At 37.2% G+C, this 25,966-nt stretch carries 22 protein-coding genes and 3 pseudogenes; 15 read left to right on the top strand and 10 right to left on the bottom strand.

Annotated elements, in window-relative coordinates; all coding sequences use genetic code 11:
* Nucleotides 1-24 precede the first annotated feature (24 nt).
* The 4 genes from R2H34_RS05495 to R2H34_RS05510 are packed head-to-tail and all read right to left on the bottom strand — an operon-like array spanning nt 25 to nt 4,886.
* Nucleotides 25-1,137 (bottom strand): ABC transporter permease, encoded by a 1,113-nt coding sequence (locus R2H34_RS05495; protein WP_042891845.1) that lies wholly within the window; start codon nt 1,135-1,137, stop codon nt 25-27.
* Nucleotides 1,134-2,264, bottom strand: coding sequence for an ABC transporter permease (locus R2H34_RS05500; RefSeq protein ID WP_042891844.1), 1,131 nt, complete (start codon nt 2,262-2,264; stop codon nt 1,134-1,136). Before R2H34_RS05500 ends, R2H34_RS05495 begins: the two co-directional genes overlap by 4 nt.
* A gap of 3 nt (nt 2,265-2,267) precedes the next feature.
* On the bottom strand, nt 2,268-3,377 hold the full coding sequence (locus tag R2H34_RS05505; protein ID WP_042891843.1) for an HlyD family secretion protein: 1,110 nt from the start codon (nt 3,375-3,377) through the stop codon (nt 2,268-2,270).
* A 12-nt stretch (nt 3,378-3,389) separates the two neighbouring features.
* Nucleotides 3,390-4,886 carry a TolC family protein gene (locus R2H34_RS05510; RefSeq protein WP_026057426.1) on the bottom strand — a complete coding sequence of 499 codons (1,497 nt, stop codon included), beginning with the start codon at nt 4,884-4,886 and terminating at the stop codon, nt 3,390-3,392.
* 345 nt (nt 4,887-5,231) lie between these two features.
* Here R2H34_RS05510 and serC point away from each other — a divergent pair, with 345 nt between their 5' ends.
* A complete protein-coding gene (gene serC, locus R2H34_RS05515) occupies nt 5,232-6,311 on the top strand; it encodes a 3-phosphoserine/phosphohydroxythreonine transaminase (protein ID WP_004959857.1) in 1,080 nt (359 codons plus the stop codon).
* A 58-nt stretch (nt 6,312-6,369) separates the two neighbouring features.
* Here serC and R2H34_RS05520 read toward each other — a convergent pair whose 3' ends face one another.
* Nucleotides 6,370-6,513 carry a hypothetical protein gene (locus R2H34_RS05520; RefSeq protein WP_004913649.1) on the bottom strand — a complete coding sequence of 48 codons (144 nt, stop codon included), beginning with the start codon at nt 6,511-6,513 and terminating at the stop codon, nt 6,370-6,372.
* A 37-nt stretch (nt 6,514-6,550) separates the two neighbouring features.
* On the bottom strand, nt 6,551-7,489 hold the full coding sequence (locus R2H34_RS05525) for a hypothetical protein (RefSeq protein WP_042891842.1): 939 nt from the start codon (nt 7,487-7,489) through the stop codon (nt 6,551-6,553).
* A 227-nt stretch (nt 7,490-7,716) separates the two neighbouring features.
* Between R2H34_RS05525 and R2H34_RS05530 the strand changes: the two genes are divergently transcribed.
* Nucleotides 7,717-8,187, top strand: a complete 471-nt coding sequence (locus R2H34_RS05530; protein WP_004913645.1) for a YaiI/YqxD family protein — start codon at nt 7,717-7,719, stop codon at nt 8,185-8,187.
* 7 nt (nt 8,188-8,194) lie between these two features.
* Nucleotides 8,195-9,082 (top strand): DMT family transporter, encoded by an 888-nt coding sequence (locus R2H34_RS05535; RefSeq protein ID WP_042891841.1) that lies wholly within the window; start codon nt 8,195-8,197, stop codon nt 9,080-9,082.
* Between the two features lie 10 nt (nt 9,083-9,092).
* Here R2H34_RS05535 and R2H34_RS05540 read toward each other — a convergent pair whose 3' ends face one another.
* Nucleotides 9,093-9,665, bottom strand: coding sequence for a PilZ domain-containing protein (locus R2H34_RS05540; RefSeq protein ID WP_004952935.1), 573 nt, complete (start codon nt 9,663-9,665; stop codon nt 9,093-9,095).
* Between the two features lie 25 nt (nt 9,666-9,690).
* Here R2H34_RS05540 and R2H34_RS05545 point away from each other — a divergent pair, with 25 nt between their 5' ends.
* From R2H34_RS05545 to R2H34_RS05555, 3 genes are all read left to right on the top strand, one after another.
* Nucleotides 9,691-10,926, top strand: a complete 1,236-nt coding sequence (locus R2H34_RS05545) for a lipoprotein-releasing ABC transporter permease subunit (RefSeq protein WP_042891840.1) — start codon at nt 9,691-9,693, stop codon at nt 10,924-10,926.
* Complete coding sequence (lolD, locus tag R2H34_RS05550; RefSeq protein WP_004959844.1) at nt 10,919-11,605, top strand: lipoprotein-releasing ABC transporter ATP-binding protein LolD; 687 nt, start codon at nt 10,919-10,921, stop codon at nt 11,603-11,605. Before R2H34_RS05545 ends, lolD begins: the two co-directional genes overlap by 8 nt.
* A gap of 85 nt (nt 11,606-11,690) precedes the next feature.
* Complete coding sequence (locus R2H34_RS05555) at nt 11,691-14,105, top strand: DNA internalization-related competence protein ComEC/Rec2 (RefSeq protein WP_042891837.1); 2,415 nt, start codon at nt 11,691-11,693, stop codon at nt 14,103-14,105.
* A gap of 7 nt (nt 14,106-14,112) precedes the next feature.
* Here R2H34_RS05555 and R2H34_RS05560 read toward each other — a convergent pair whose 3' ends face one another.
* A complete protein-coding gene (locus R2H34_RS05560; RefSeq protein ID WP_042891836.1) occupies nt 14,113-15,057 on the bottom strand; it encodes a lysophospholipid acyltransferase family protein in 945 nt (314 codons plus the stop codon).
* Between the two features lie 138 nt (nt 15,058-15,195).
* Between R2H34_RS05560 and sppA the strand changes: the two genes are divergently transcribed.
* Nucleotides 15,196-16,218: a signal peptide peptidase SppA gene (gene sppA / locus R2H34_RS05565; protein ID WP_042891834.1), complete on the top strand. Its 1,023-nt coding sequence runs from the start codon at nt 15,196-15,198 to the stop codon at nt 16,216-16,218.
* A 174-nt stretch (nt 16,219-16,392) separates the two neighbouring features.
* Nucleotides 16,393-17,184, top strand: a complete 792-nt coding sequence (locus tag R2H34_RS05570) for an alpha/beta fold hydrolase (RefSeq protein ID WP_087540478.1) — start codon at nt 16,393-16,395, stop codon at nt 17,182-17,184.
* 51 nt (nt 17,185-17,235) lie between these two features.
* Here R2H34_RS05570 and purN read toward each other — a convergent pair whose 3' ends face one another.
* Together purN and purM are read right to left on the bottom strand one after the other, a co-directional pair.
* On the bottom strand, nt 17,236-17,865 hold the full coding sequence (purN, locus tag R2H34_RS05575) for a phosphoribosylglycinamide formyltransferase (protein ID WP_171133379.1): 630 nt from the start codon (nt 17,863-17,865) through the stop codon (nt 17,236-17,238).
* Nucleotides 17,862-18,932 carry a phosphoribosylformylglycinamidine cyclo-ligase gene (purM, locus tag R2H34_RS05580; protein ID WP_042891830.1) on the bottom strand — a complete coding sequence of 357 codons (1,071 nt, stop codon included), beginning with the start codon at nt 18,930-18,932 and terminating at the stop codon, nt 17,862-17,864. The genes purN and purM overlap by 4 nt, the downstream gene beginning before the upstream one ends.
* Nucleotides 18,933-19,065: 133 nt before the next feature.
* On the opposite strand from purM, the gene cxpE reads away from it, so the two are divergent.
* The 7 genes and pseudogenes from cxpE (at nt 19,066) to R2H34_RS05615 (ending at nt 25,933) form a co-directional block, all read left to right on the top strand.
* Entirely contained in the window at nt 19,066-20,259 is a 1,194-nt protein-coding gene (gene cxpE, locus R2H34_RS05585; RefSeq protein ID WP_004913612.1) for a chloramphenicol efflux transporter CxpE, read from the top strand.
* 20 nt (nt 20,260-20,279) lie between these two features.
* A complete protein-coding gene (locus R2H34_RS05590; protein WP_004913609.1) occupies nt 20,280-20,978 on the top strand; it encodes a DnaA ATPase domain-containing protein in 699 nt (232 codons plus the stop codon).
* Nucleotides 20,979-21,090: 112 nt separating this feature from the next.
* Nucleotides 21,091-21,345: pseudogene (locus tag R2H34_RS05595) on the top strand (CSLREA domain-containing protein); the annotation flags it as partial.
* A gap of 42 nt (nt 21,346-21,387) precedes the next feature.
* Nucleotides 21,388-22,317: an IS5-like element ISAba10 family transposase gene (locus tag R2H34_RS05600; protein ID WP_057692912.1), complete on the top strand. Its 930-nt coding sequence runs from the start codon at nt 21,388-21,390 to the stop codon at nt 22,315-22,317.
* Nucleotides 22,318-22,371: 54 nt separating this feature from the next.
* Nucleotides 22,372-24,003 (top strand): annotated as a pseudogene (gene rbtA, locus R2H34_RS05605) (rhombotarget A); the annotation flags it as partial.
* Between the two features lie 18 nt (nt 24,004-24,021).
* Nucleotides 24,022-24,711 (top strand): annotated as a pseudogene (locus R2H34_RS05610) (CSLREA domain-containing protein); the annotation flags it as partial.
* A 77-nt stretch (nt 24,712-24,788) separates the two neighbouring features.
* Nucleotides 24,789-25,933, top strand: a protein-coding gene (locus tag R2H34_RS05615; RefSeq protein WP_115613877.1) for an IS3 family transposase whose coding sequence is annotated in 2 segments (ribosomal slippage) — nt 24,789-25,053 and nt 25,053-25,933 — 1,146 coding nt in all. Because the reading frame shifts where the segments join, the coding sequence is not laid out codon by codon here.
* The last annotated feature ends 33 nt before the right edge of the window (nt 25,934-25,966 follow it).

Genomic DNA, 25,966 nt, shown 5'->3' on the forward strand with positions numbered 1-25,966 from the left:
GTGATAAGTTGTTAAAAAAGGAAGCTAATTAGCTTCCTTTTTTATTGGCTTTAGCATGACTAAACGATAATAAGAGCAAGCCAACAAGATTCCACCAAGAGTTGCTAAATAAATCAGTTTAGGTATCACGATTGCTGTAGGTACACCCATCTGATTTAATTGCACAAACATTTGAACACCATGTGTAGATGGAAGAGTCCAAGCTAAATATTGCATCCATTCAGGCATAGCTGCGTGTGGCCAAGCAGTACCTGTTAATAAGAAAAGAGGAACTGAGGTGACAACAATGAAATGTCCTACACGTTCAGGCATATCCACCAAAGATCCAACCAGCATCGCTAGACCGATAATACAACTTACATAAACTGGCGTTGTAAGCAGCATTCCCCAGAAATTTCCACCATGAGGATAGTCATAAAACCAAAATGTAAAACCGAAGAGATATAAACAACCAAGACAACCTATTGTGAGAATTGCTGTAAAAGTTGCCCAAAACTCGATTGGTTTTGCAGTCCAACCTGATTCACGATAGCTCGCAATCAACATAGCGAGACCTAATAACAGTGTCTGATGAATGATTAAACTCGCAACAGCGGGAAAAATATAACTTCCATATCCAGATAATGTATTAAAGAGCGGAATTTGATGAATAGAAAGTTCTGGTTTAAAAGGAGTTGCATCACCGAATTTTTCCAAAAATTCTTGCAAGGTTGCTTCAATAGAACCTGCTAAACCTATGCCGACTTCTTTCGTTTGAATGAAATAAGCTGTACTTAAATATAGACCTATGCCTCCCATTTCACCACGTGTGATGCTATTGGTCAGATTGTCGGGTAAAAGTAAAATACCTTCTGCTTGCTGATTTTGAACTAATTTTTTTGCCTCTAAGAAATTATCAGTTACTGTCATGATTTTCACATGAGGACTATTTGAAACTTGGCTAATGATTTTCGAACTTAAAACACTTTGCTCTTCATCTACGATAACAATCGGAATATCTTCCGCTGTTTGTGCTTTATAAGCAGTTGGATAAAAAAAACTATATAAAATGACAGCAGCAATGAGTGTAGTGAAGATTGAGGTATTTGCTGCAATATTTTTAAAGGTTTGCAGATAATAATTTAAAAATGTTTTCATACGCATTGCTCCTGAGTCAATTTTCGAAGTAAGCGAATACTCACAAAGAAGAACAATGCTGAGAAAGCAATTAAGATAGAAAGTGGAATAAGTGAAATTATTGGATCGCTGCCAATCACCCATTGTTCAGTTTGTAACTTTGCATAAGGTGTATAGGGAATCAGCATTGACCAAATTTGAGTAAATACAGGTGCATTATTTAGGGGGAGGGTGATTCCTGAAAAACTAGGAGAAGAACCACCATACAGAGCTAAAAAGCCAAAGGTTTTTGCCAGATCTTGCGTCGCCAATACTACAGAACTACTAATGACGGCATAGGCGAAGTACAAGAAAAATTGAGCGGTAAGGATTAAACAGATGGAACCTGCTATGAAATAACCTCGGATATTCGATAGCCAAAACATCCAACACCAAGTCCAAAAGCAAAAAATGAGTACATAAACTAATAATTTACCGAGTAAAGTGTGGATTGCATTTCCACCAGTAACCCACTGATTGAATGTATTACGTTTAAATTCCTGTCCAACTGCAAAAGCAACACAACAGCATAATAATAAATGTAAAACTGCTGGCACCATAAATGGCTCCAAGAACAGTTCATAACTCATATTAGGATTATATAAAGTGGATATTTTTATGTGAGGTGTAGGCATTTCTATATAGGGGATGGTATTTGACAAATAATCATCTCCCATATATTCAGCAATTCCATTTAAGGTGCTGATCAACATCGCTGATGAGATTGTATTCCCAATGCTAAAGAAAGATTGATTATAAGCAATACTAATTTGTGCATCTTGTGCACTAACTAAGCGCTGCTCAGCACCTTCAGGAATAAATACAAAACCCCAAGCATCTGTTTTATTGATTAATTGTTCTGCTTCATCTTGACTGGTTGTAATCGTTTTAATTTTTATAGTGTGATTCACGCTCAAAGCATGAATAACTTTTCGGCTCATCTCGCTTTGATCTTGATCAATCACAACGATGGGTAAGTGATCAGGTTTACCAGCTGAAAACATGCTGCCAAAAAGTATAATGACCAATAATGGCGCGATGATTGCCATAAATAAATCAGCTTTATAGCGCTTTAAATAGCGTATTTCACGAAGCATTATGGCAAGCATGTGTTACTTTGCCTCTTCGATATTAAATAAAACGCTCATCCCAACTTTGAGATCGGGAATTTTTTCTGTAGGGCTTAGATGGAATTTAAAGCTTCGAATATCGTATCCACCTGTTTGTCGCGTAGTTTTTATCGTTGCAAACTCACCCTCAGCATCGATTTTCTTTACTTTAAATGTCACACTTTGATTCAATGCAGGAATGAAGCCTTCTAAGGTTTTTGATTTATAGATCGAGTTGTAGAGATCTTCTCTTACATTGAGACTGACCCATAATTCCTGATCTTCAAGGATGCTGACTACAGGTACACCAGTAGCAACAAATTCAGTTGGTTTACCATATGTTTTGGACACAGTGCCATCAATTGGCGCATAAAGTTTTGTTTCAGCAGTTAATGCATTTGCTTCATTCACCGCGGCTTGAGCAATAGCAACTTGAGCATCTGCGGTTGATTTTTGTTGTTCTGTACTGCCGCGTTTGGCGCGTGCATATTGTTGGTAAGCTGCTTCAGCGGCTTCTTTTGCAGAGGTTTGAGCTGCAAGCATTTCATCTCGTCGTTGACGAGAAATAACACCTTGTTGATAAAGGTTTTCACCTCGTTTGTAAGTCGTTGCAGCTAGGTCAGCTTGGGTCTTCATTGCTTGCCAGTTAGCGTATAGCGTATCAATGTTTTCTTGTTGAGAACCTCTATAAATTGTTGATTGAAAAGCGAGTGCGCTTTGTAATGCTGCTTGAGCTTGTTCTTTTTTTGCATCAAGTTCAGGGCTTACGAAACGAACAAGAGCTTGTCCTTTTTTTACTGTTTGACCATCAGTGACATAGAATTCTTCAATACGACTAGGAACTTTGGTACTGATATGAACAGTTTCAGCTTCTACTCGCCCTTGTAACTCGATTGATTTTGGTTGATAAGCTTTCCATAAGCCAAAAGCAATCAAGCTCAAGAGTAATAAGATAATAATGACGATCAGGATTTTTATTTTTGCGTTATTTGAAGGTGGTGATGGTGTACCTAAATCAGTTTTAGATTGATCAACTTGACTGTCTGTTGAGTTTTCGACGATATTGCTATTTGGATTATCTTCTGCATTGGGTGATGAAATATTTTGATTCATGATGTACTCCAATTAACGAATATAATCCGTACGAGGTTGGTTCACATAAAGCTTAAATTCTTCGATTGAACCGTAGCTTTGTAATAATGTTGCTAAAGATAATATGTATTTATAAGCATTTATCGCCATTTCACCTTTTAAAGCATTCAGCGCATTTTGTGCATCGATAACTTGTGTTGCTGTTCCCATACCTTCTTTAAAAGATAATTGTTGAATACGTAAGTTTTCTTCGGCTGCACGAGTATTTTTGATTAAGAGTTGATGACTTGTTTGAGCTGCATTCAACTCACTATATGATTTATATAAAATATTTTCGATTTCTTGTTTTGTACGTTCAGTCATCATTTCTGCTGCATACCGTTTCAATTCAGCAGCATGAATATTTTTATTTTTATCAATACCAGAGAATAAATTGTATTTCGCCATCACGCCGATAATCCAATTTTCTTTATCATCTAACCCGTATTCACCAAACGCAAATACACTTGGTTTTTTGGCTGCTTGCTGGATACGGATATTTTCATTTGCCAATTGGGTATCCATCTGTAATTTTTTTACTAAACTTGAGTTTTGATCATAATTGCTAAGAAAAGTTTCTAAATCATTTTTTTGAGTGGTATTTACAAATAATGGTGTACTTAAGCTAAGACGATCACTGGTTTTGAGTAAATTTTTTAAACTAAACAAGCTTGCTTGTAGGTTAGATTGTGCGTTTTGATAAGCCCGATCAGCATTATTTAAGGCAACCTCAAACTGCATACGTTGTCCTTTATTAATAAACCCTTGTTTTTCAAGTTTTAGGGCATTGTTATAATGCTGTTGCATCGCATTAAAATTAAATAGGGTGGTATTGGCTAACTGCTGTTGTAGTTGGGCATTAAAATAAGCTTGGATCATTTCAAAACGCTGAGCATCTTGCTGTTGTTTCTCGCTAATTGTTGAGCGTTGAGCCTGCAAAGTCGCTATTTGCTTGGCACTTGAGATTTTCCCCCCTGTATATAATGGCATAACCATAGAAACTGAAGTTCTTACATCCTGATCTTTGACGGTTACATCAACATTATTGGGTACTTTATTTAGACCATCACTAACAACTTGATCAAAACCTTGGCTTATTTGATCAATGACTTCTGGTGATAATACGTTTTCCCATTGAGAAAGCTTATCATCAAATCCACGTGTAAGTGAGTTTTCCAAACGACGTTTGCCTGACTCTAATGGGACGCTAGTTTCACTATGAAATGAATAGGCAGTTGCATTGAGATCAATACGGGGGAGCCCAAGATTTTTTATGGCATCCATTTCTAGTTGAGCTGATTGTTTTAAGGCTCTTTGTGCTTGTGTGCTATATGCATTCTCAACGATATATTGCTCAGCTTCACTATAGCTAATAGTTTGAGCAAATATTGAACTTGTAAAAAAGCTGCATGTGATTATATGGATACACATACTTAGTTTTTTTTGAAACCGTTTGACCCTTAAATTTGGTCGATTATTTTGTTTCAACATTTGAGCTTGTCGCAATTTAATAATACTCGCGTTAGTCTAAGTTCTTTTTGTAATATTAAAATATTATGTTTTTAATTAAATAGTTATACAACCTGAATTGGTGTAGTTAAATTGTAAAAATTAGAGTTTTTAATCTAGTCTGGATTCAATGAAATAATCATATTCACTTGAATAAAACATAATAATGAATCACTGAAATTGAATGTATTTAAAAAAAGAAATAGTTGAATGAACGAAAAATTTTGCAGATAAAATTAAATATTTAAGCGATAAGCTGCTGCAAGCTTCGCCAATCTATGATTAAATTCCCATCTCAATTTGTTTCACTTTCACAAGGGAAAACTCATGCGTGCTTATAATTTCTGCGCTGGTCCTGCTGCACTACCTACTGCCGTTTTAGAAAAAGCTCAACAGGAAATGTTGGATTGGCAGGGGAAAGGCTTGTCGATCATGGAAATGAGTCATCGTAGTAACGACTATGTTGCTGTTGCAGAAAAGGCAGAAGCTGACTTACGTAAGCTCATGAACATTCCTGAAAATTATAAAGTACTTTTTCTTCAAGGTGGGGCATCCCTTCAATTCTCAGCGATTCCATTAAATTTGTTGGGTAAAAATAATAAAGCTGATTATATCCATACAGGGATTTGGTCTGAAAAAGCGTTGAAAGAAGCAAAACGTTACGGTGACATTAATGTGATCGAAGCGGGTACTTTGATTGATGGTAAGCATGCAATTACAGACCAAGCAACTTGGAACTTATCTGCTGATGCTGCATATGTACATTATGCAGATAATGAAACGATTGGTGGTTTACAGTTTGCAGGTGTTCCAAATGTTGAAAAGCCATTGGTATGTGACTTCTCATCAAGTATTTTGTCTGCTCCGCTAGATGTAAGTAAATTTGGTTTAATTTATGCGGGTGCTCAGAAGAATATTGGCCCTGCAGGATTAACGATAGTCATTATTCGTGATGATTTGTTGGATCAAGTAAAACCTGAAATTCCAAGCATTTTGAAATATAACGATCAAGCTAAAAATGGCTCAATGGTTAACACTCCAGCCACTTATGCTTGGTATTTATCTGGTTTAGTTTTTGAATGGTTACTTGAACAAGGTGGCGTGGATGCGATCTACAAAGTCAACCAAGAGAAAGCAAAACTGCTTTATGGTTATATTGATTCGAGTGATTTCTATAACAACCCGATTGCACTTCCAAATCGTTCAATGATGAATGTTCCATTTACGCTTGCTGATGAAGCTTTGGAAAAGACATTCTTAAAAGAAGCGGAGCAGCAACATTTGCTTAACCTTGCAGGACATCGTTCAGTAGGCGGTATGCGTGCAAGTATTTACAATGCTGTGCCACTTGAAGGTGTACAGGCATTAGTTAACTTTATGGATGATTTTGCAAAACGCCATGGTTAATCGCTGACAAATAAAAAAAGCCCTCTAAAATGAGGGCTTTTTTACAAGAATGAAATTTTTAGAAAATGCCAATTTGATGAAAAATAAGTGCTGCTAAAAACATACCAAGTAGAAAAAAGCAAAAAGCACCAACATCAAGTTTAAGGCCTTGGTCACTTGAATGAATAAGACTGGTGGTCGTTTGTTCTGGTATAATTTTCATTAGAACGCCTAAAAATTGCTATTTATGTGATTTTATTTCACTTTATAGCAGTTTTAGCATAAATATTCGCCTGAATCCATAGGTTGCCGCGAATATATTGACCAATGTTAAAGTTTTTATACAAATCATTTTTGGTTGCAATACGGATTAATATTGCAGGTAATGTATCCTCTAAAACTAAAGTGACATCGTAAAGGGTATATTCGTCTTGCATAAATTGCATTGAAGTTTTACCAACGATATTACCTTGGAACCAAGCCTCATCTTCTTGCCCTAATGTTTCACCAAATAAATAAGCGACCATTTTAGAAAAGTCGACAGTTACAGGTTCTTGATCTTCAGGCGTTTTTGGTTCCCAAGCATTAATCAATTCTTGTAAGTTTTCAGGTGCAATTCCATTATGCTCAGCCAGAATAGCATTTAATGCACGATGGTGTTTAATTGAAGCAGGGTCATCCACAATGATTTTTTCATCTTCTGACACCGCTTCTAATTCATATGCCCAAGCATTAAATTGGACTTGATAAGTTTCATCTTTGTCATATTTACAGCGATTAACACTAAATAAATTATCAAATGCATAAATAGTCGTACTTTTATTTAAATTCAGTCTTAATACCGCTTGAGTTGCAGATTTACAGGTAATAATTCGTTCAATCTGTGCATTGTATTTATACGGGCTTTGGAAACTTGGAAATGCAGTTTTTAAAGCACGTGGTTTTTGATCTTCAACAGCGATAATTTGATTAATTGCAATCGATTGATCACTTGGACCTTGAATCAACCAAAATGATTGATCCATTTCATGTTCTTCTGTGCACAATCCCATAGGCATAACAGGAGTATCTAACGCCAGACCTAACCATTTAGGTACGTCAGATGCAGGATTATCTGTTAATAAGTTCCAATGCTCAGCGTGATTACCGAAATTTTCATCTTGAATTGTAATGATTTCTGGACTGTTTTGAATTTTCATAAATCGTAATGCTGGAAAGATTGAACTTATACTATTAAATCGAGGGTAACATCGATTTTTCAAGTCTCGATATGTAAATCTATAAAATTAATTCATTTATGTGAAAAAATGGGTTTTAAACTTAGACAGCGAATCAATTGAGTCTTAATGATTGCTTTGCTCAATTTCCCTCTACTTTTCTAGCAATCTGCTACACTAGCATTTTATTTATATGAGCTTTCGCTTACGTGCTGCCATTCAAATTATGGGTAGATGCAGATGCTTTGCCTAAGATTTTAAGAGAAGTGATTCTTCGTGCTTCAGATCGTTATCAGTTGGAAGTAACTTTCGTTGCCAATCAAAATGTCGGTATTACACCTTCGGTACGAATCAAATCTATTCAGGTTATGAGTGGGGCAGATCGTGCTGATCAGGAAATTGTGGAACGTATGCAGCCAAACGACATTGTAATCACGCAAGATATTCCTTTGGCTGCACAGGTTATTGAGAAAGGTGGAATTGCAATCCATCCTCGTGGCGAAATCTATACTACTGCAAATGTAAAAGCCCGATTACATCTTCGAGATTTTATGGATACCTTGCGTGGTGCTGGTGTTCAAACAGGAGGACCTCCTCCAATTTCTGAAAGAGATAAGCGTGAGTTTTCAAGTTCTTTAGACCAAACCATTTTAAAGCAAAAACGTAAAACCGCTTCTTGAGTATGATATGCCCTCACGTAAAAATCTGATTCTAACTTATGGATTACTCGTTTTCATATGGGCGACGACCCCATTGGCGATTGTTTGGAGTGTATCTGATTTACATCCCATGTGGGCTTTAGTACTGCGTTTCTTTATTGCTTTGCCACTAGCCATCGTCGTCCTGTTGATTTTAAAAGTAAGATTTCCTGTAGATAAAGTTTCAATACTGAGTTACATCGCAGGCTCATTGAGCTTAATCGGATCTCAGATTTTTACGTATGCGGCTACGGCTTACTTGAGTTCAGGTTTAATTGCATTGATGTTTGGGTTAGCACCTATCATGGCTGGTTTGATTGGTCGTTTCGGATTTCAGCAGAAACTAGCATTGTTGCAATGGTTGGGTATGGCTGTTTCAATTATTGGCTTAGGTTTGATTTGTTTGAGTGATAATCAGAACCATGTCCAGCCATTGGGTATTGGACTCATGATTGTGAGTGTATTTGCATATTCACTCTCGATTTTCTTAGTCAAAAAGATAAATGCGAATATTCAAGCTATGGCACAAGCGACGGGATCAATTTTGGTTTCGACTTTGATTGCGATTCTTGTTGTGCCTTGGATTTGGCAATATGTTCCAACACAGATGCCTTCTGCAAAATCTTTACTGGCTTTATTCTACACGGTGATCATGGCATCACTGATTGCGATGTTCTGCTACTTTAAACTAGTACAAAATCTCAAACCGACCACTTTGTCTTTAACGACTGTGATGACGCCCTTATTAGCAATATTGATCGGTGCCTTTCTGAATGATGAGCAGCTATCTGTACAGGTTTTTGTGGGTGCAAGCGTGGTGTTGTTTGGTTTACTACTTTATTTTCTCAAAGATTTGAGAGCTTACCGTCGAATGTAAAGATGGGCTTTTAAGGGTTTTCAGACTGTTGAATAGTTTCAGCCAATTTAGCTCTATCTTGAGGATTCAAAGTAATAAAGTATGCACCGATACGGAATTTTCCTTGTTCATCTGGATTGCTATATGCAACTTGCGCTGTAGCTGCGATGTGAAAGAAGTTCTCTGGGTGACTAAGCGTGATGTGAATGTATGTACCTTCGTTAATATCTTGAGCGCTAAAAAAACTGAGTCCATTTTCAGAAAAATTTACTTGTTCCGGAACGGGGAGTAGGGATTGCACGATATTGTCGTAGAAAGATCCTGTAATCAAATTTAGTTTTTGATTAAATAGGGATAAGATACGAGCAATTTGTTGATCTTTTTCATTTAATTGTTCTAATTCGTAGCGAAACGCATGATCAAATTGATCTAATTCTGCAAGTAGTAGAAAATAGCGTGGCAAAACAAAGTGAGAATCATAGGGATCATTCAGTGCAACGTCATCAGGAATGATTTGATAGTTGATTCTCAACACGGCATCAATACGAGACATCACTCGACGTTCAGTGTTGTCGTCAACAAGATGATGTTGTGAATTTTCCATAATAAATCACCTCGGACTAGATGGTATGTTTAAGCCAATCTCGCTGTATATAGGGTTGAGATATACTCGTGCTCGGCGGAGTAATCACTTTATTTCTTTTATTGCCTTGGTTTCCATGATTGGTTTAACGCTTGGTGTCGCAGTGTTGATTACAGTACTTTCTGTAATGAATGGCTTTGACCGTGAGCTTAAAAACCGTGTCCTTGGAATGGTTCCCCAAGCTACTGTTTCTTCTACTCAAATTCTAACAGATTGGCCTGAGCTTGTAAAAAAAGTTGAGGATCATCCGCATGTAACAGGTGTGGCTCCATTTACCCAATTACAGGGGATGTTGACTGCTCAAGGGCAAGTTGCAGGTATTATGGTGACAGGTATTGAGCCTGAGTATGAAAAAAAGGTTTCAATCATTCAGAATCATATGGTTGCAGGCAACCTAAGTGCATTAAAAAAGGGTGAGTTTGGTATCGTCCTCGGTAAGGATATGACCGATGCATTAGGTTTAGGCTTAAATGATAGTGTCACTCTCGTTCTACCAGAAGCAACGCCATCACCAGCAGGTGTAGTACCACGTTTTAAACGCTTTAAAATCGTTGGTATTTTTAGTGTTGGCGCAGAAGTAGACTCAATGGTGGGTTATATCGCCTTGAATGATGCCTCGACATTATTGCGTTTACCTGACGGTGCTCAAGGTGTTCGCTTAAAACTAGATGATATTTTTGCTGCTCCTAAGGTTGCAGATGAAATTGTCAGTCAGTTACCAAGTAATTTCTATGCATCGAATTGGACGTATACGCATGGAAACTTATTTAATGCCATTCAAATGGAAAAAACTTTAGTTGGTTTGCTTTTAGTACTGATTATCGTTGTAGCTGCATTTAATATTGTTTCTTCTTTGGTCATGGTTGTAACGGATAAAAAATCTGATATTGCAATTTTGCGTACATTAGGCGCATCACCGTCTATGATCACTAAAATTTTCATGGTGCAGGGGACTGTTATTGGTGTGATTGGTACGATTGCAGGTACGATTCTAGGTGTAACACTTGCACTTACGATCAGTGACATTATTTCATGGTTCAATACAGCACTTGGATTGAACTTATTTGATGCCTATTTCGTACATTACTTACCTTCTTATTTGAGATGGCAAGATGTTGTCGTGATTGTGACTGTATCTTTATTATTAAGTTTCTTGGCAACGATCTATCCTGCATTACGTGCTGCCAAAGTCCAACCTGCTGAGGCATTGCGTTATGAGTAAAATTGTCTTAGAAGCTAAAGATGTTTTTAAACATTTTGATGATGGTAAAACCAAAGTTGAAGTGATTAAAGGCTTGTCATTGCAGGTCAATGCAGGTGAGTTTGTTTCTATTGTTGGTTCAAGTGGTTCAGGTAAAAGTACTTTGTTGCATGTCTTGGGTGGGTTAGATCAACCTACACAAGGGCAAGTTTTTTTACAAGGGAAACGCTTTGACAATTTAGGTGAGGCTGAGCGTGGTTATAAGCGAAATCAGTATCTAGGTTTCGTTTATCAGTTCCATCATCTATTGCCTGAATTTTCTGCTTTAGAAAATGTCGCTATGCCTTTAATGTTGCGTGGTGAAAGCAATTATAAAGATGTGAAAAAACAAGCTGAATATCTTCTTGATCGTGTTGGATTGTCTCATCGAATGGAACATAAACCTGGTGAGTTATCCGGTGGTGAACGCCAACGTGTTGCTTTAGCGAGAGCATTGGTCACTAAGCCTGCGGTAGTTTTAGCCGATGAGCCAACAGGTAATTTGGATCGGAAAACTGCATTGAGTATCTTTGAATTACTGACCGATCTAAAAAAAGAACTCAATATGGCAATGCTTATAGTGACACATGATGAACAATTAGCAAAATCGGCAGATTCAATTTTGCATATGCAAGATGGTTTATGGATTGATCAGGTTTAAATATTTTCTATGATCACTTGTTAAAGCCCTGAAAAAGGGCTTTAATTTTGCCCTCAGAAAAATCAAAAACTTAAATTATAAATATATGTTGAAAATTATATTGATTGGCTGGATTGTGGGTATTTCAGCTATGGGGCGTGATTTTGAAATCATTAATTCCACTTGGTGGATTTGGTGCTGTATTGCGACTCTTCTATTTATTTTTTATAAAATAAAAAATAAAGGACATTCCCCATTTTATAAGTCACTGTTATTGATCACTGCGATTTGGGCAATGTTTTGTGCAGGGTATCACTATGCAGATCAAGCTCTAGAAAAAAGACTTGAATTACGCGAATTAGAATCGCAACCATTTGAGGCTGTTGTTTATATTCGAAAAATAAATGAACTCACTGAAGAGGGTGTTAAACAACAAGCTGTAGTTTTAAATCGACATGATCAATTAGTGAATTGGTTGATGTACATAAAGGAGAAGGATCATCAGCCAGAAGCTTTTGTATTGGGGAGCTATTATCGAGTTTACGGAACAATCAAACCCGCACACAGTTATGCCGTTCAAGGTGTTTTTGATCAAGAAAAATGGTTCTTACAACAAAATTTAATGTCAGCATTTTTAGTCGAACAAATCGTACCTTTAAGCCAAGATGAGGTGTATAGGCTTGGTCATTTGAAATACTTGAAGGAGCAAGACCATTTCTTGGAAAAAATCGGTCTTAAGATTGAAATAATGCGATTTGAATTTAGGCAAACGCTTGCTCATTCAAATTTACAACACAAAGGATTGTTGCTTGCGTTGCTTACAGGTGATGAAAGTTTATTAGCTAAAGATTTAAAGAAAAAATTTCAGCAACTTGGGATATCACATTTATTGGCGATCTCGGGTCCTCATGTGCTGATTTTTGCAATCATGTTGACATGGGGATTGCAAAGAGTTTTACAGCATTATTTTCCAAACTTATATCTATGGCAACCTCGTCAGATTATTTTGGTTTTTCCATTTTTATTTAGTGTCATTGTTTATGTCGCTTTTGTTGGATTTGAAATTCCAGCTTTAAGGACATTGTTGACGGTCGCCTTGGCAAGTTTTTTCGTTATCACAAGCCAAGCGATTAAGCCTTTTCAGTTACTAATTTATAGCGCGTGTTTATTTCTCATCTATGATCCATTTAGTATCTTGTCGGCTGCCTTTTGGCTATCTTACGGTGCATGTTTCATCCTATTGAGAATTTATCAAACGATTAGCACTCTACCAAAAGACAGAATAAAAAATAGAACTGAGGATATAAAGTTTGCAATCAAAATTTTGATCGAATCACAATGGAAAATCTTTATCGCCTTAATGCCCTTAGTTATCATTTTTTTCCAACAAATTGCTTGGTTTGCGCCACTCAGTAATCTGATTGCTATCCCGATATTAAGCATGTTGGTTGTACCTTTAGATATCTTTGCTGCATGTGTTTGGCTAATTTTTCCTTCATTAGGTCTAGTTTTATTCACCCTCAATAATATGTTGTTAAGCATACTAATCGGATTATTAGATGTTTTGATGTCACTGACACCTGATTTACAAGGTATTAGTTATATCCCATTGTCGTTATTTGCTTTGAGTGTCGGGATTTTTATTTTATTTATGCCGAAAGGAACGATACCAAAATCTTGGGGTTTAGTTTGTTTCTTACCTATTTTATTCGGTGCAAAACAACAAAAGACTATGCTAACCATTTTAGATGTGGGGCAGGGACAATCTGTATTTTTACAACAAGCTCAGCATAACCTAATGATAGATACTGGTGGTTCATATAATGAAGAGAAGTTCAGTTTAGGTGAGCGAGTGATTGTTCCATTTCTTCGACAGCAGGGGATCGAAAAATTAGATCAAATGATTTTGTCACATCTCGATCAAGACCATAGTGGTGCTTTCCCATATATTGAGCAAGCCTTCGAGATCACAAAAGTTTATGCCAATGAAAAAAATGACAAATTGCCATTTAAAGATAATTTTTCTTTTTGTCATCAAGGTCAAAAATGGAATTTAGCTCAAGCTCAGGTTGAGATTCTATCTCCAAAAATAGAGGAGCTGAGTTATGTTCAAAATCAACAAAATGAATATTCATGTGTTGTGTATATTGAGTTTGAACATGCCAAACCGTTTCGCAAATTCTTAATTATGGGGGATGCAGGTTGGGAAACAGAATATAAGCTATTACAGCAATATCCAAACTTAGAAGTAGATGTCATTGTTTTGGGGCATCATGGAAGCAAACATAGTTCAGCTTATGATTTTTTAGCAAGAATTAAACCTAAATTGGCAATCGCTTCCGCAGGTTTTGAAAATCGTTATGGTCATCCGAGTATTGAATTACAGCAAAGATTGCGAGCATTAAATATTCCATTGTTGACGACCAGCCAAAACGGATCGATCTCCTTTGAAATCAATCATGCAAATACCGTAATTTCCATGTACAGACAACAACGTAAATGGTTAACTCGGTTGCAATAAAAGTGATTTATTTTTGATTTTGCAATCTAACTTCAGCGACCCTAGCTAAGGCCTCTTGCTCATCAATATCATAAATTTTCTTTAAACTTTTGTTGGCACTAAATCGTTTGTAACTCCAATGGTAATGACTTGGATAGCGGCGAATAAGTTGCTCTAAAGCCTGATGAATAATTAGTGTTCCTTGCTCAGCATTGCCTTCATAAATTTGGGGATTGATTGGTTCAACAAACATATCAAATCCATCTTGATCATTTCTCATCGCATAGATCAGGAGTGCTTTGGCTTTTGTTTTTTGGATTAATTTTGCGCTTAGACTACTAGATGCTAGTGGAATCCCAAAGTAATCAATCATATCACCACCTTGATCAGGTGTGTGGTCAGGTAAAATAGCTGTTGTTCCGCCTTGTTTTAATGCCTTAAAAATTTGTCGTACACCACTTTCATCTGTTGGTACGAGGTTAGCCTGTTCACGACTTCTTGCATCACGGACAAACTGATCTGCATCTGGGTTTTTAACTGGCTTATACAATATCGTCATTTTAGTATAATGAGATAACCAAGAATTCATCACTTCCCACGTTCCGAAGTGGGGTATGACGAGCACAAGTCCTTTTTTTTCTGCTAAAGCATCGTGAAAGTACTGTTCACCAGTGATGCTATGTATACGTTGAATGTTTTTCTGATTACTTGAACCCCAAATACTTAAAAATTCGAAATAAGACGTAAGCTCATTGCGAATTGCTTCTTTAGAGAGTATCTGTAACTCATGATCTCTCAGTTCAGGAAATGCTATTTTTATGTTTAAACGAATAATTTTGGAAATTTTAGATAATTGAAATCTGTTAAATAACCCAGCCAATATGCGTGCAAAAAAACGTCCTAGTTGGATTGGTTGTTTGCTGAATAGTTTGATCAGTTTGTAGTTTGAACTAGTTGCTTGAGGCTGGGTCATTGATTTGTGGTATTTAGAATTACATGAAAAGAGTATAACGCACAAAATAATTATAAGTTAAAACAAGTTATTTAAACAGTTTTGAGTAAATCAGCGTATATAATAAAACCACTTTAAAATCTATTGGATTGGAATCTTATGTCCGATTGGCCACCGAAACCACAAAACGAACCAACACATAGTAATAATGTGACAGGCAAAGAATGGCAAATCTTGGAAAAAGCTGTTTTAGCATCTGTAGAAGAACAGCGCCGTAGTCGTCGTTGGAGTATCTTTTTTAAATGTTTAGGTTTTGCTTATTTGTTGATTGTTTTAATTGCAATGAGTAAAAGCTGCTCGACTACAACTGAAAAAGCAACCACGAGTATCAGTAGTGATCACTTAGCAGTGGTCGATATTATCGGAACGATTGATTCATCAAGCAGTCAATCTGCTGTGAATAGTGAAGATACAAATAAAGCATTAAAGCGTGCATTTGAAGCAAATGGCAGTAAGGCAATTGCTTTGAATATCAACTCTCCTGGTGGTTCACCAGTTCAGTCAGACGAAATTTGGCAAGAAATTCGCTATTTGAAAAAGCAATATCCAGCTAAAAAAGTTTATGCAGTGATTGGAGATATGGGCGCCTCAGGTGCTTATTATATTGCATCTGCAGCTGATGAAATTATTGTTAATCCATCGAGTCTAGTCGGTTCAATTGGTGTAATTATGCCAAATTATGGCTTAAGCGGTTTAACTCAAAAATTAGGTATTGAGGATCGCACGCTTACATCTGGTAATAATAAAGATATTTTGAGCATGACAAAGCCGATTAATCCAACTCAACAAGCACATGTTCAGTCAGTTTTAGATAATGTTCATAGTCACTTTATTAAAGCTGTTAAAGAAGGTCGTGGTAAGCGTTTGAAATCTAATGACCCTGCGATCTTCTCTGGTTTATTCTGGAGTGGTGAGCAAGCGATTGCCTTAGGTGTGGCGGATCGTAGTGGTAGTTTGACGACTTTGATGAGAGATTTGAAGGTTGAGCAAAAAGTTGATTACACTGTTCAGCATAATCCGCTTGAGTCAATTTTAGGTCGAATGGGTACAAAAATTGGTGAGGGGATTAGCTCATCATTGGCAACTCAATTAGACACTCAACAAAACGCAAAACTACAATAATATTATCTGACTTATCACTAAGTTTTCTTTGTCGTAAAGAAAACTTAGTGATTCTTGATCTTAATTTTCTCACCATCTTACTTTCTATAAATTACTTTGTAGTTCTCCCTTTTAAATTGTAATGATCTTTGAACGGGAGATAATTGATCAATCGATAAATTTGAAGACGAATCTATGAAACCTTTAATTCATTTCGCTCATGCGAACGGTGTGCCTTCAAAAGTTTACCAAAAGCTGTTTGATGATTTGAAAAGTGATTATGACATTATCTATGTACCTGAAATAGGAACAGACAAACGTTATCCGATTACCCATGGTTGGACATATCTCGTTGATCAAGTTATAGATAGTATTGTTCAGCAATCAAAAGGTCGTAAGGTGATCGGTTTAGGGCACTCTTTAGGTTCTGTATTGACTTTGATGGCTGCGTATCGTCGTCCTGAATTATTTTCCCAAGTGATTATGCTAGACCCACCTTTAATTATAGGTAAAGCATCTTTTGTATTTCATCTTGCAAAGCTTTTTAAACCCAAATTAGTCGACAAAATTACGCCTGCAGGTTTATCAGTACGTCGTAGAGATCACTGGGAATCTCGTGAGCAAGCCGCAGAGCTATTGCGAAATAAAGGATTCTATCAACATTTTGATCCTGATTGTTTTCAGGCATATATTGACTATGCATTAGCAGATGATCCACGAAAAGGTGGGGTAACACTTACGATACCTAAAGATGATGAAGTTGAATTGTTTAGGACAACGCCTTCAATGTGGTGGTTACCTATGCCGAAGCCTAGAGTGCCTGTTCATTTAGTGGTTGGAAGTGACAGTGTATTTTTAAAAGAGAAGTTTCCTCAGGTTGCAAAGAAGAAATTAGGCATTCCTTTTTCAATCGTAGAGGGTGGGCACATGTTCCCACTGGAACATCCGACAGAAACAGTTATGAAAATTAAAAATCTAATTCGTTAAGACTCTGTAATACGACATAAAAAAACACATCCGAGGATGTGTTTTTTGATTCTAGAATTGCGCGAACTGAATTGGTCGTTCCAAAGGTTTCTGATTGAAAAATGCCTGACCATCTCTCCAAGTCAGTTGACCATTACATAGCCATTCTGCAACTTGAGGATAAATAAAATGCTCAAGTTTGTGCACACGCTGAGCAAGTGTTTCAACCGTGTCGTTAAGATGAACTTCTATCGCAGATTGAGCAATGCTTTGACCTGCATCAAGTTCTGCTGTAACAAAATGAACCGTACAACCATGAAAGCGATCACCCGTATTCAAAACACGTTGGTGTGTATTGACACCCTTATAGTAAGGGAGAAGGGAGGGGTGAATATTTAACATTTTACCTTGCCATTGGCTGACAAAACTTGGTGTTAAAATTCGCATAAAACCAGCAAGAATAACTAAATCAATTTGCCATGCTAATAGTTGTTGATGCATGGCTTCATCGAAACTTTCTCTATTTGGAAAGTCTTTGTGTGAGACGAGAGCAGTAGCAATATTGGCTTGTTTAGCACGTTCCAAAGCATATGCATCAGCTTTATTTGAAAGTACACCAATGATTTGCCCTGAAAGATTTGCATCAATCAGGGCTTGTAAGTTGCTACCATTGCCAGAGACAAGTACCGCAATTCTCATTATGCAAAGATCACGCGAATTTTTTCGTCTGCGCCTTCAACTGATTCAGCATTTTCTTGGATATAACCAATTTTCCATGCTGTTTCACCTTGCGAGTTAAGTACTTCGATTGTTTTATCAGCATCATTTGCATCAACAGCGATGACCATACCAACACCACAGTTGAATGTACGATACATTTCGAAGCGTTCAACATTGCCTTCGCGTTGTAATAGTTGGAAAAGTTCTGGCCAATTCCAGCTTGACTCGTTGATTACTGCTTGAGCACCATTAGGAAGTACGCGAGGTAAGTTACCAGGTAAGCCACCACCAGTAATATGAGCCATTGCATGGACATCAACTTGCTTGCAAAGTTCAAGAACAGGTTTTACATAAATACGAGTTGGTTCCATTGCTACATCTGCAAGTGAACGACCATCAACGATTTGTGTCAAATCAACATTTTTAACATCTAAAATTTTGCGAAGTAATGAATAACCATTTGAGTGAGCACCACTTGATGCAACACCGATCAGTACATCACCAGATTTTACTTTAGTACCGTCAATGATTTTACTTTGCTCAACAACACCTACTGCAAAGCCAGCAAGATCATAATCTTCGCCTTCGTACATACCAGGCATTTCAGCAGTTTCGCCACCAACCAATGCACAACCAGCTAATTCACAACCTTTACCAATACCTGTTACTACATTTGCTGCAACATCAACATTTAAGTGACCTGTAGCGTAATAATCTAGGAAGAATAATGGCTCTGCACCACACACGAGTAGATCGTTTACGCACATTGCGACTAGGTCTTGACCAATTGTGTCATGACGATTTAAGTTAAGCGCTAAACGTAATTTAGTGCCTACGCCATCGGTGCCAGACACCAATACAGGTTCTTCATAACCTTTTGGAATTTTACATAACGCACCAAAACCGCCAAGTCCGCCCATAACTTCAGGACGTGTGGTACGTTTAGCGACTGATTTGATACGATCGACCAGTGCGTCGCCCGCTTCAATGTCGACGCCCGCATCTTTATAGCTTAAACCAGTATTTGGGGTAGAAGTTGAGTTGCTCATAGTGAAGTCTCCGCATTGGCGGCAGATTATAACCTGAATATACGAAACTCTTATGTTATTTATGCTCGAAAATGCTATCTTTATTAAAATTTTTTTCTATTTATAACGATTACACAAAAAAAGGCTGGATTTTATGCAAGATCAGGTATTGCGCCGCATCTTTATCCTCGCTGGACTCGCATTGCTCCTCTGGGTCTTATATCTGTTGAAACCTGTTGTTTTACCTTTTGTAGGTGCATTCTTTATTGCATATTTGTTCAGCCCACTCGTCGATACACTTGTCAAATTTAGATTGCCTCGCTGGTTAGCGATCAGTTTAGTGTTCGTTGGAATTGGTGTTCTGTTAACAGTTGTTTTATGGTTTTTAGCGCCTTTAGTTTGGGAGCAGCTGATTTATGCAAGAGATAGCATACCTGCTGGAATTCATTGGATAAATGCAACATTCTTACCATGGGTATCTCATACATTTAATGTTGTACCTATGGAAATAGATACTGAGCAATTGTCTAAAGCAGTTATGGATTATATCCAGACCAACTATAGTGCAGATAGCATTCAAACTATGGCATTACGCGTAGCGCAGTCAGGTCTTAATTTTATTCAACTCGGTGGTATCGTAATCCTTATTCCAATTATTGCATTTTACTTTTTGCTTGATTGGGAAAGAATGTTAGATAGTTTACGTCGCCTTATTCCAAGACCTTATGAAGCTTCTACTTTAACGATTGTTCGTGAATGTCATAGCGTTCTTGGAGCATTTGTTAAAGGGCAATTTCTTGTAATGCTGTTATTAGGCATTGTTTATGCGGTTGGATTGCAACTGATTGGATTAGAAGTTGGTTTGATTATCGGTATGGTCGCCGGTCTTGCAAGTATTATTCCGTATTTAGGCTTCGGTGTTGGAATTATCGCAGCAGTGATTGCAACATTATTCCAGTTTGGTATTGATTGGATGCAACTATTATTAGTTGGTGTTGTCTTTATGATTGGTCAAATGGTAGAGGGCTATATTCTGCAACCTTTCCTGTTAGGGGATAAAATTGGTCTATCGCCTGTTGCAGTTGTTTTTGCTGTCTTAGCGGGAGCTCAATTAGGTGGTTTTCTCGGAATGTTGATTGCATTACCTGTTGCAGCGGTTATTGTCGTTTTACTTAAGCATGCCCGTAATAATTATGAGCGAAGTCGTTTATATGGATTACCTTCAGAATTCGTTCTCGAAGTGAGTAATGATCAACCAGTACATTTTGAAACGCAGCAATTAGATATTGATCTTGAGGGAGAAAAAACTCAAGATACAGATACATCTAATAAGACTCACCCTGATTAATCGAGGAAAAAATTAACGATATGCGTCAACTACAACTGGATATTGAACCTCAGCTTGATGCCCGAATTAGTGATTTTTCGGGTCCAGGATGGGGACCTATCGTTGACGCAATTAGACAATTACATACAGGGTTGGTCAGTAGATTTTATGTTTATGGAGGTGCAGGGACAGGTAAAAGCCATCTCTTATCTGCGATATGTGATTCCTATCTTGAACTAAATCGTCCAGCCATTAAAGTATCGTTATTAGAGCTATTAGATGCACCTATTGAAGCGATCACGTCATTAGAATTTTATGATTTAGTAGCTTTAGATGATGTTGATGCGATTTGTGGAGTTCCGCATTGGCAAAAAGCAGTCTTTCATTTGATGAATAACCATGAAGGTCAGTTAGTTTTTTCATCACGAGTTGCACCAATCGAATTAAAATTAGAATTACCAGACCTACAATCTCGATTAACTCAAGCTGTCAGTGTTAAAGTCCCTAATGGCAGCTCTTTTATCGATAGACAAGCCTTATTGCAATCTGTAATGAATCGGCGAGGGATTCATTTTGACCAGCAGATCGTAGATTACTTACTGAATAATGGACCTCATCAGGCCTCAGTGTTATTACAAACATTGGCGCAACTTGAAAAAATGCTGAAAGGTGAAAAAACTAAGCTCTCGAATACAACACTCAAGCAAATTTACGCACTTATTGATGAATATCGCCAATAGCATAAAATTTCTTGAGTAATTTTGAGAGCTATGACAAAGTACGCACAAAGGAATGTGGTTGCAAATAGTCATTTGCAATACGAAGAAAAATGAAAAATAGAAGGAGAACGGTATGTTCAAGCGGACGCTTGCCTGTGCTTTATTTGCAATTACTGGACATGTATATGCAGCAGATATTCAAGTCACTACACTAGTTGATGAAGATAAGGATGATACCGTTTGTTCATTACGTGAAGCAGTTTTTTTCCTAAATAATCGCGCCAAAAAAGAATATGAAAATGGTTACCATGGTTGTGGTAATAAAGATGCGAGTTCTATTATTCTATTACAGCGTGATAAAGAATATTCATTAAATACGTCGCTTGAGTAGCTTTGTTGCATAAATAAATTTCATCCCCATACATGTTAGATGAATACAGAATCAAAAAGCCGATACAAAACAACGAACTGGTCTGAGTACAATCAGGCTTTACGTCAACGGGGTGCTTTCACCATTTGGTTTGATCCCCAAATGCAATGGTCTGCAACACCTACTGGAAAAAAAGGACGTCAACCTACCTACACTGATATAGCAATTCAATTTGCCCTGACGATACGAAACCTGTTCCAACTGGCTTTACGCCAAACACAAGGTTTCATTCAAAGCCTTTTTCAAATGGCTCACCTCGACTGGAATATTCCAGACTTCTCAACATTGAGTCGGCGAGCAGATAAGCTCCAGCCACTTCTACATAAATCAGCAAAAAATCCACAGGAAGACTTGCATATTTTAGTTGATAGCACAGGGATCAAAGTTACAGGTGATGGGGAATGGGTGCGTAAAAAACATGGCGTAAACCAACATCGTCAATGGCTGAAATTACATCTTGCGACAGATGCAAACAGTGGAGAAATACAAGCGGTTGAAGTCACCACCTGCCAATATGGTGATGCTGAAATGCTCCAACCTCTTTTAGATCAAATTGATGAACCCATTGCATCTGTCACGGCTGATGGTGCTTATGACACAGTGAATTGTTATGATGCGATTTTGAAACGGCAAGCAAATGTAATTATCCCTCCTCGTTCCAATGCTGCTTTATGGGCAGAAAATGAAATTGGTAAAGCAAGGAATCATGCAGTACAAGGCTGTTGGGACAAGGGTCAAAAGCAGTGGAAACGAGATATTGGTTATCATCGACGATCCAGAATAGAGGCTAAAATGTTTGCCTTGAAACGACTTGGACAAGGTGTATCTAGTCGATGCTTTAATCGTCAGATGGTTGACTTGCAAATAAGAGTCGATATTTTGAATAAATTTACTCAACTTGGTACAGCTAAAACGGTGGCTGTTGCATAAATATCTGAAGATTAGAACAACTCTACCTTTCGTCTATTTGTGCAACAAAGCCCGCTTGAGTTGAAAGTAGGAATGACGATTACTACAGCAACTAGTGGTGATTTTAATGATAATAAAAAGGGTGCGAATAACGCGACACTAAAAATGGTGGGAAGTGATCGAATCTTCTTTATTAATGATGGAAGTGTAGAAAAAGAATTAATTTTAGTTAATTTAAATGAATTAAATTTAAAAGGATCAGCGACTAAGTTAAATGATGGTGGTCTGATCTATAATCGAGAAGCATTAAATATTCAGTACTCTCGCTTAACTTCTGGTAACGCAACACGGGGTGGCGGGATATATAATGCTGGTATTTTATCTGATACTGAAAAAACGGCAGGTATTGTTCGCATTAGTAATAGCATCTTAGAAGGCAATAAAGCGGATAAAGGGGCTGTTATTTACAGTGAAATGCCTCGATATTTAATCTCACAATCGGTCATTCGTGACAATATAGGTACCTCTGCCATAGATGGAGCTATATTATTCGTTCAAACTGGTTTTAGAGATGAGACTACAGGTGCAGCACTACAAAGTCGATTTGCTGGCATAAATAACACGACAATATTCCAGAATAAAGGTGGGTATGTTGCAAATATCCGTGAAGGAATGATTGTTAATAATATAACAATGATTAAAAACGCTGCTGGATTATATTTGCAAGCACCCAAATGGACCTCCAAGACAACAACTGGGGAGACAACTACAGAAGAAAAATTTCCAAGTGCATTTGTATCAAATAGTATAATTGTTGATAACGGTACTACAAATTGTGTTACATCATCCGATGATGAGTCAGTCGTTCAAAGTACGTTGACAACATCAGACTGTAATTTACATGCACCTGCTGAACGACCAAATTTTATGTGGGATAAAAATAATCTAAAGCATAAATTAATTGCGGGTGACAGTGTTGAAAAAGATATATGTGATGCACCTCCTGCAGATGGTCTACTATGTCCATTTACAACTCCCAAAGATCAATTGGTTGGTTTCTTTAAACCAAGGTTATTGTCATCATATTCAACTCTATCTGATTCATTAATTGTGAATAAGGGGCGGATTTACAGTGATGGTAGTTCTATTGGTTTGGCAAGTTGTGAGTTAATCGATCAGCGTGGTAAAAATAGAAGCGGATATGACGAGCTTTGTGATCTAGGTGCAATAGAGCTTGTAATTAACAGATCAGAAGTTCCAATTGCTGGTCAAGACATTCTTTATGGTCAGATTGCTAAATTTAATATAAGTGAAAGCCTATTAGATGGAGAACTATTAGATTCTGCATCTTGTGAGCGTATATTAGGAAAACGTTCTGATGGTCAAACTTGGCAGCCAGGATGCCTTGAAGTGCAACAGACATTAACACCATCCAAAGGTAAACTTACAATTGATCAATTTGGTAATGTTGTTTATACACCAAATAGCAATTGGCATGGTGCTGACAAATTTAACTTACGTATTATTACAACAACAACACGTTTTAACGATGTATCAAATTATTACATCACCATTCCCACAACGATCGTTCAAGATCCACCAAATAATTTTGAAAGTAAAACAGTAAATGTTTCAGGTGGTAGTTTGGGATTAACATCAATTTTAATGTTATTAGGATTAATTGGTTTCCGAAGATTTAAAGCTTGATAAAGGGATTTGATTGAGATGAAAAATTATAAAAAAGGAATTTTAGCAACCATGATCGTTGCAACGATGCCATTATTCGCTGCGACAAGCAATGATGTTATTAAAGTTAATACGTTCGTTGACGAAGATGGTGAGAACAATAACGCATGTTCATTGCGTGAAGCTCTAAAAGCTGCTGAGATTAGGAGAAACTATGGTGGCTGTACAGTATCTGATATTTCATCTGCTACTAGAAAAGAAATTCAGTTAGAAGCTGGTACTTATGTATTGAAGAAAGAACTGGCACCGAATGTTAATGTTGTGATTTATGGTGCATTACCTGTTGATTGGGAGAAGAGAAGTCTAATTACTAATCAGTATCCTGCGCAGACTGAGAATAAGACCATTATTGATGGGAATAATTCTTCGCGTATTTTTAATACAACAATTGGTTCAAAAGCCTTTACTCTGAACAATATAACTCTTAAAAATGCACGAACAAATGATCGTGGTGGTGCGATTTATGCTGGTGCTGATATTGCTTTGCAAAATGTTCGCATTTTAGCGTCACAAGCGGGTGTTTCAGGTGGTGCAATTTTTCTTGCTGGGCCTACTACAGGTTTATCTATATCAAACGCAGTAATTCGGAATAATCAATCCCCAGTTGGTAGTGTATTGGGAATGAGTTGTTTTAATGATAACGTCTACTCGCAACGAAAAATTGATATATAGAGGTGGATCAGGAAATTTGAACAACACTTATAAGTGATATTTTGCTCCCCAAATGATGTTATAAACATCAATATATGGAGTATTTTATGGCACGTAGACCAAGAAGAAATCATTCAAATGATTTTAAAGCTAAGGTAGCACTTGCTGCGATTAAAGCAGAAAAAACACTTGCTGAATTGAGTGCTGAATTTGATGTTCATCAAAACCAAATTATCGACTGGAAAAATCAATTAATTTCAGCTTCCTCGCAAGCTTTCGATCAATCAAAAGCTCCAACAGAACCACCCATCGATCTAAAAAAACTACATGCAAAAATTGGTGAGCAAGCATTAGAAATTGATTTTTTAGAAGGTGTGTTGAAGAAACTGGGCCGCTTCAACCACAAAAGTTAATCGACGACTCACTTCAGATTTCAGTATCTAAGCAAGCTAAGCTGCTGAAAGTCTCCCGTGGTTGTTATTATTATCGCCCAAAACCTGCGAGTGCATCAGATCTGAAGCTGATGCGGTGTATGGATGAATTACATATGCAATATCCTTTTGCAGGTAGCCGTATGATGCGTGATTTGTTGAATCGTCAAGGACATCATATAGGACGACGTCATACACGTACTTTAATGAAGAAAATGGGCATTAATGCGTTATATTGCAAACCAAATTTAAGCCAGGCTAATCAAGCTCACCGCAAATATCCATATCTGCTCAAAGGATTGGCTATTCAGCGCAGTAATCAAGTGTGGTCTACGGATATAACGTATATCCCTATGGCAAAAGGCTTTGTTTATTTATGTGCTGTGATTGATTGGCATAGCCGCAAGGTACTTGCGCATAGAGTATCGATTAGTATGGAGGTTACATTTTGCATAGAAACATTAAATGAAGCTATTGAAAAATATGGTCGACCTGAAATATTTAATACAGACCAAGGCAGTCAGTTTACCAGTGATGCATTTATTGATGTATTGAAATCAAATGGCATTCAAATCAGTATGGATGGTAAAGGTCGATGGGTTGATAATGTGATGGTTGAACGATTATGGCGGAGCGTTAAATATGAAGAGGTGTATCTCAAAGCCTACAGCAATGTTTTGGATGCGAAGAAGCAATTAAACGCATATTTTGAATTTTATAATTTGAAACGACCTCATTCGAGTCTGGACAAAATGACTCCAGATGAGTTTTACTATGACCAGCTACCACAACAAAATAAGGTAGCTTAACTAGAGCAGAGTATCACTTATAAATAAGCTTTT

It is taken from the genome of Acinetobacter sp. 16, assembly GCF_033439925.1.
In the GTDB taxonomy this organism is placed as follows: Bacteria; Pseudomonadota; Gammaproteobacteria; order Pseudomonadales; family Moraxellaceae; genus Acinetobacter; species Acinetobacter junii.